Origin of the sequence: Aeromicrobium sp. (assembly GCF_025965075.1) — a bacterium.
GTDB lineage: Bacteria > Actinomycetota > Actinomycetes > Propionibacteriales > Nocardioidaceae > Aeromicrobium.
Genome location: NZ_JAOPXQ010000236.1, coordinates 1 through 5,891, shown reverse-complemented (window position 1 = coordinate 5,891; position 5,891 = coordinate 1). Strand labels below are relative to the sequence as shown.

Sequence of the window (5,891 nt, the reverse complement as noted above, 5' to 3'; positions counted from 1 at the left end):
TCCCGGTCGAGGATGTCGATCGTGACATCGACGTCCTCGGACTTGGTGAGGATGTCCGCGGCATAGATGCCGGCCGGGCCGGCGCCGATCACGGCGACTCGCAACTGCCTGCTCATTGACTGCTCCTGGGAAGAATCGACATGCTAAGGGAAGCCTAAGAGCACGCACCAAGGCGGCGAATCCTGTCTCGCGCAGCGGACGCCATCCGTGTGGCGCGGGTCACATGGGGGTGCGCGGTGATGGCACAGTGGAGCGCGAACGGAACTCGATCCCGGTGGGACGCGTTGTCATGGTTGATCGTTCATCCTTCCTCTCGACGCCCAGGAGCCCGACCGATGAAGCTTCCCGCCCTCCGCATGATGCTCTCCACGGCCGCCGCGGCGTCCGCTCTCCTCATGACCGCCGCGTGCGGGTCGAGCGAGCCCGCGGGGTCCGCGAGCGACTCCAGCAGCTCGGCGCCGGCCGCGAAGGACGGCGGCGACTCGTCGAGCACCGGGACGTTCGAGGACGGCGACTACGAGGCCGAGGGCAGCTACAGCAACCCGGGCGGTCAGTCGAGCGTCAAAGTGGAGCTGACGCTCGCCGACAACGAGATCACCGACGTCACGGTGACCCCCGAGGCGACCAACGGGACCTCGAAGCAGTTCCAGACCAAGTTCGCCGGCGGCATCGCCGACGAGGTCGTGGGCAAGAGCATCGACGAGCTCGAGGTGGGAGCGGTCGCGGGCTCATCCCTGACGGGCGAGGGGTTCAACCAGGCCATCGAGCAGATCAAGGGCGAGGCGCAGGCCTGACATGGCCTCCTGGCGGTTCACGGCGATCGGGACGGCGTGGCGGATCGACACCCCGGAGCCGCTCGCCGGGCCGGTCGTCGCCGAGGTGCTGGACCGCATCGAACGGTTCGACCGGGCGTGGTCCCGCTTCCGCGACGACTCGCTCGTCAGTGACATCGCGCGCAGCCCCGGCGCGCACGCGATGCCCGCGGAGGCCGACGCGCTGCTTTCGTTCTACGGCGAGCTCGACGACGTCACGGGAGGCGCGGTCAACCCGCTCGTCGGACGTACGCTCGCCGATCTCGGCTACGACGCCGACTACTCGCTCGTCGCGTCGGCCGAGCCGGCCGCGGTGCCGCCGTGGAGCACGGTCGCGTGGCGGTCGCCGACGTTGACGACCTCCCGGCCCGTGCTGCTCGACGTCGGTGCCGCCGGCAAGGGCCTGCTCGTCGACCTGGTCGCGGCGATCCTGCGGCGTCACGTCGACGCGGTCACGGTCGACGCGAGTGGCGACATCCTGCACGCCGGTGCCGCGCCGCTCCGGGTCGCGCTGGAGCACCCCGCGGACCCGACCCGGGCGATCGGCGTCGCGGTGCTCGAGCCGGGGCTCGCGCTGTGCGCCTCGGCGACCAACCGGCGCGCGTGGGGTGACGGGCTGCACCACGTCCTGGACGGGCGCACGGGCCGGCCGACCGAGGACGTCGTCGCGACCTGGGTCGTGGCGGACTCGTGCATGGTGGCCGACGGGCTCGCCACGGCCCACTTCATGACGGATCAGGCCGGCCTTGTGGGACGCTTCCGTCACGAGTTCGTGCGGATGCACGACGACGGCCGCGTCGAGTGGTCGTTGGGCTTCCGGGGGGAGATTTTCGCGTGATCGCACGCATGAGGGACGTGCTGGACGGCCAGCTCGGGCGGGTGACGATGTATCGCCTCGCGACGATCCTGCTGCTGCTCCTCGCCGCGGTCATGATCGGCTACACCGCGGCCGGGACGTTCACCGATCCGTTCACGGTGCGGGCCGAGCTGGTCTCGCTGGCCGTGCTCGTCGCGGCATCGGTGGTCAGCAGCCGGGCGCTGGGTCTGGTGTGGCGGGTGCGCCCGCACACCGAGTCCGCCGTCATCACGGCCCTGTTGCTGTGGTTCCTGTTCTGGCCGACGACCGACGGCGTCGACCTCGCCTGGCTCGCGGCCACGGCCTTCCTGGCCAACCTGTCGAAGTACGTCCTGGCCTGGCGGGGGCGGCACGTGCTCAACCCCGCCGCGGCCGGCACGGTCCTGGTCATCGTGGTGCAGGACCTGGTCGGTCGGGACGCGCCGATCAACGCGACGTGGTGGATCGCGTCCGAGAAGCTCCTGCCGTACGTCGCGGTGGCCGCGGTCCTGGTGCTGTGGCGCACGCGGCGCATCGACATCGGTCTGCTCTTCATGATCACCGCCTTCGGGCTGTCGGTCTGGGGAATGGCGGCGGGCGCGTTCGACGTCCCGTTCGGCGACGCGGTGCGCATGGCCGCCTACTCGTTCCCGATCGTCTTCGCCGGCGCGTTCATGGTCACCGAGCCGCTCACGCTGCCGCCGCGGCGGGTGCAGCAGCTCGTCGTGGCCGTCGTGACCGGGATCTTCTTCGCCACGGCCCCGCTCCTGGCGCTGGTCGAGGAGACGGCACCCAGCATCGGCGTCGTCTCGCTGGCCCTGCCGGAGGTCGCGATCCTCCTGGGCAACCTGGTCGCGTTCGCGTTCGCGCGCCGTCGCGGGCTGGCCCTGGAGCTCGCGGGATCACGGCAGCTGACGGCCGAGACGCACGAGCTGACGTTCCGGTCGCGGCGGCCGGTCAGGTTCGTCCCGGGCCAGTACGTCGAGCTGTCCGTCCCGCACGGCGGCGTGGACAGCCGCGGCAGCCGACGGACGTTCAGCATCAGCTCCCCGCCGGCCGCGGACGGCACGGTGTCGGTGGCCCTGCGCGTCCCCGAGCGGTCATCGAGCTTCAAGCGGGCCCTGCTCGGGCTCGAGCCGGGTCGGACGATCCACGGCACCGGGGTGGGTGGGGACTTCGTGCTGCCGGCCGACTCGTCCGTGCCGCTGCTGCTGGTGGCCGGCGGCATCGGGATCACCCCGTTCCTGAGCCAGCTGCGGCACGAGTCGCACCGGGACGCGGTCCTGGTCTACGGGGCGTCGTCGCCCGACGAGGTGCCGTTCGTCGAGGAGCTGGCCGGCGTGCGGGTCGTACTGGTCTGCCCGGGGCGACCGGCCGGACTGCCGGACGGGTGGACCTACGTCGAGGCGCCCGTGCTCTCGCCCGAGGTCATCGCCGACGCCGTGCCCGACCTGGCCGACCGGCGGGCGTACGTCTCGGGGCCGCCGGCGATGGTCAACTCGGTCCGGCCCGGCCTGCGGAAGCGGTGCCGGTCGGTGCAGACCGACTACTTCACCGGCTACTGACCGGTCTGCCCCACCTCCCGGAGGAAACGTAGAGTTGACAGGAATGGACTCAACTTTGTAGGTGTTGACCATCAATGACACCGTCCGAACCACCTCAGGAGCAGACCCATGGATCTTGCGAAGTTCACGACGCGCAGCCAGCAGGCGCTGAGCAGCGCGATCTCCACTGCCGCCGCGGCGGGCAACCCGGCCGTCGAACCGGCCCACGTCCTCTCGGCCCTCCTGACGCAGGACGGTGGCACGACCGCGCCGCTGATCCAGGCGACGGGTGTCGACGTCCAGGCGGTCCGCGGCGCCCTGAAGTCCGTTCTCGAGGCGCTGCCGAGCGCGAGCGGGTCCAGCGTGCAGAACCCGGGACTGAGCCGGTCGAGCCACGAGGTCCTGCAGCGCGCCCAGGACCTGGCCGACCAGCTGGGTGACGACTTCGTCTCGAGCGAGCACCTCGTCGTCGGCATCGCGACCGTGGACTCGCCGGCCCGGACCGTCCTGGTCGACGCCGGCGCGACCGCCGAGGCGCTGCAGGCAGCGTTCTCCGCGGTGCGTGGCACGGCGCGGGTGACCAGCGCCGACGCCGAGGACTCCTACCAGTCGCTGGAGAAGTACGGCGTCGACCTGACCGCCGTCGCCCGCGACGGCAAGCTCGACCCCGTGATCGGTCGCGACAGCGAGATCCGCCGCGTTGTCCAGGTCCTGTCGCGGCGCACCAAGAACAACCCCGTCCTGATCGGTGAGCCGGGCGTCGGCAAGACCGCCGTCGTCGAGGGCCTCGCCCAGCGCATCGTGGCCGGCGACGTGCCCGAGTCGCTCAAGGGACGCCGGCTGATCTCGCTGGACCTGGCCGCGATGGTCGCGGGTGCGAAGTACCGCGGCGAGTTCGAGGAGCGGCTCAAGGCCGTCCTGACCGAGATCAAGGAGTCCGAGGGTCAGGTCATCACCTTCATCGACGAGCTCCACACCGTCGTGGGCGCCGGCGCGGGAGGCGACAGCGCGATGGACGCCGGCAACATGCTCAAGCCCATGCTGGCCCGGGGCGAGCTGCGGATGATCGGCGCGACGACGCTCGACGAGTACCGCGAGCGCATCGAGAAGGACCCCGCCCTCGAGCGACGGTTCCAGCAGGTCTTCGTCGGTGAGCCGACCCCCGCGGACACCATCGCGATCCTGCGCGGCCTCAAGGAGCGTTACGAGGCCCACCACAAGGTGTCGATCTCGGACGCCGCGCTCGTGGCCGCCGCGACGCTCTCCGACCGCTACATCCCAGGCCGTCAGCTGCCCGACAAGGCGATCGACCTGATCGACGAGGCCGGCAGCCGCCTGCGCATGGAGATCGACTCGAGCCCCGTCGAGATCGACGAGCTCCGTCGGTCGGTGGACCGGCTCCGCATGGAGGAGCTGCACCTGGCGAAGGAGTCCGACGAGGCCAGCCGGGAGCGGCTCGACAAGCTCCGGATCGAGCTGGCGGACAAGCAGGAGGCGTTGCGTGCGCTCGAGCACCGCTGGGAGGCCGAGAAGCAGAGCCTCAACGCCGTCGGCGACATCAAGGAGCGGATCGACGAGGTTCGCGTCGCGGCCGACCGGGCCCAGCGCGACGGCGACATGGAGCAGGCCAGCCGCCTGCTCTACGCCGAGATCCCGGCGATGGAGCGCCAGCTGGCCGAGGCGCAGGCCGCCGAGGCGGCTCACGACGGCGAGCTGATGGTGCACGAGGAGGTCGGCGCGGACGACATCGCCGAGGTTGTGGCGTCGTGGACCGGCATCCCGACCGGCAGGCTGCTCGAGGGCGAGACCGGCAAGCTGCTGCGGATGGAGGAGGAGCTCGGCAAGCGCCTGGTCGGTCAGCGGGCCGCGGTCACCGCGGTCTCCGACGCCGTCCGCCGGTCCCGGGCCGGCATCAGCGACCCGGATCGTCCGACCGGCTCGTTCCTGTTCCTCGGGCCGACGGGTGTCGGCAAGACCGAGCTGGCCAAGACGCTGGCGGAGTTCCTGTTCGACGACGAGCGGGCCATCATCCGGGTCGACATGAGCGAGTACTCCGAGAAGCACTCGGTCAGCCGCCTGGTCGGTGCCCCTCCGGGCTACGTCGGGTACGACGAGGGTGGCCAGCTCACCGAGGCGGTGCGCCGCCGGCCGTACTCGGTCGTGCTGCTCGACGAGGTCGAGAAGGCCCACCCCGAGGTCTTCGACATCCTGCTGCAGGTGCTCGACGACGGACGCCTCACCGACGGGCAGGGTCGCACGGTCGACTTCCGCAACGAGATCCTGGTCCTGACGTCGAACCTCGGCTCGTCCTTCCTGGCCGACGCCACGCTCGACGAGTCGGCCAAGCGCGCGGCGGTGATGGACGTCGTCAAGGCGTCGTTCAAGCCCGAGTTCCTCAACCGGCTCGACGAGATCGTCACGTTCGACGCGCTCGGCACCGACGAGCTCGCCCACATCGTCGACCTGCAGGTCGCGGCGCTGGCCAAGCGGCTCGACGCCCGACGCATCACGCTCGACGTGACCCCGGCCGCGCGGGAGTGGCTCGCCCTGACGGGCTGGGACCCGGCCTACGGTGCGCGGCCGTTGCGCCGGCTCGTCCAGCAGGCGATCGGTGACCGGCTGGCCCGGTCGCTGCTCTCGGGCGACGTCCGCGACGGTGACACCGTTGTCGTCGACCGGGTCCCCGACGCCGACGAGCTG

General features: G+C 71.2%; 4 protein-coding genes. All 4 read left to right on the top strand.

All coding sequences use genetic code 11. The annotated features are described in order from the left end of the window. The first annotated feature begins 335 nt into the window (after nt 1–335). Complete coding sequence (locus JWQ91_RS14150) at nt 336–794, top strand: FMN-binding protein (RefSeq protein WP_297785412.1); 459 nt, start codon at nt 336–338, stop codon at nt 792–794. Nucleotide 795: 1 nt separating this feature from the next. Then, complete coding sequence (locus JWQ91_RS14145; protein ID WP_297785409.1) at nt 796–1,650, top strand: FAD:protein FMN transferase; 855 nt, start codon at nt 796–798, stop codon at nt 1,648–1,650. An 8-nt stretch (nt 1,651–1,658) separates the two neighbouring features. Continuing rightward, the gene (locus JWQ91_RS14140) at nt 1,659–3,212 is read left to right on the top strand and encodes a hypothetical protein (RefSeq protein WP_297785407.1); all 1,554 of its coding nucleotides are present in this window, start codon (nt 1,659–1,661) and stop codon (nt 3,210–3,212) included. Between the two features lie 108 nt (nt 3,213–3,320). Then, nucleotides 3,321–5,891, top strand: a 2,571-nt coding sequence (gene clpB, locus JWQ91_RS14135) for an ATP-dependent chaperone ClpB (protein ID WP_297785404.1), incomplete at its 3' end; no start/stop codon positions are given.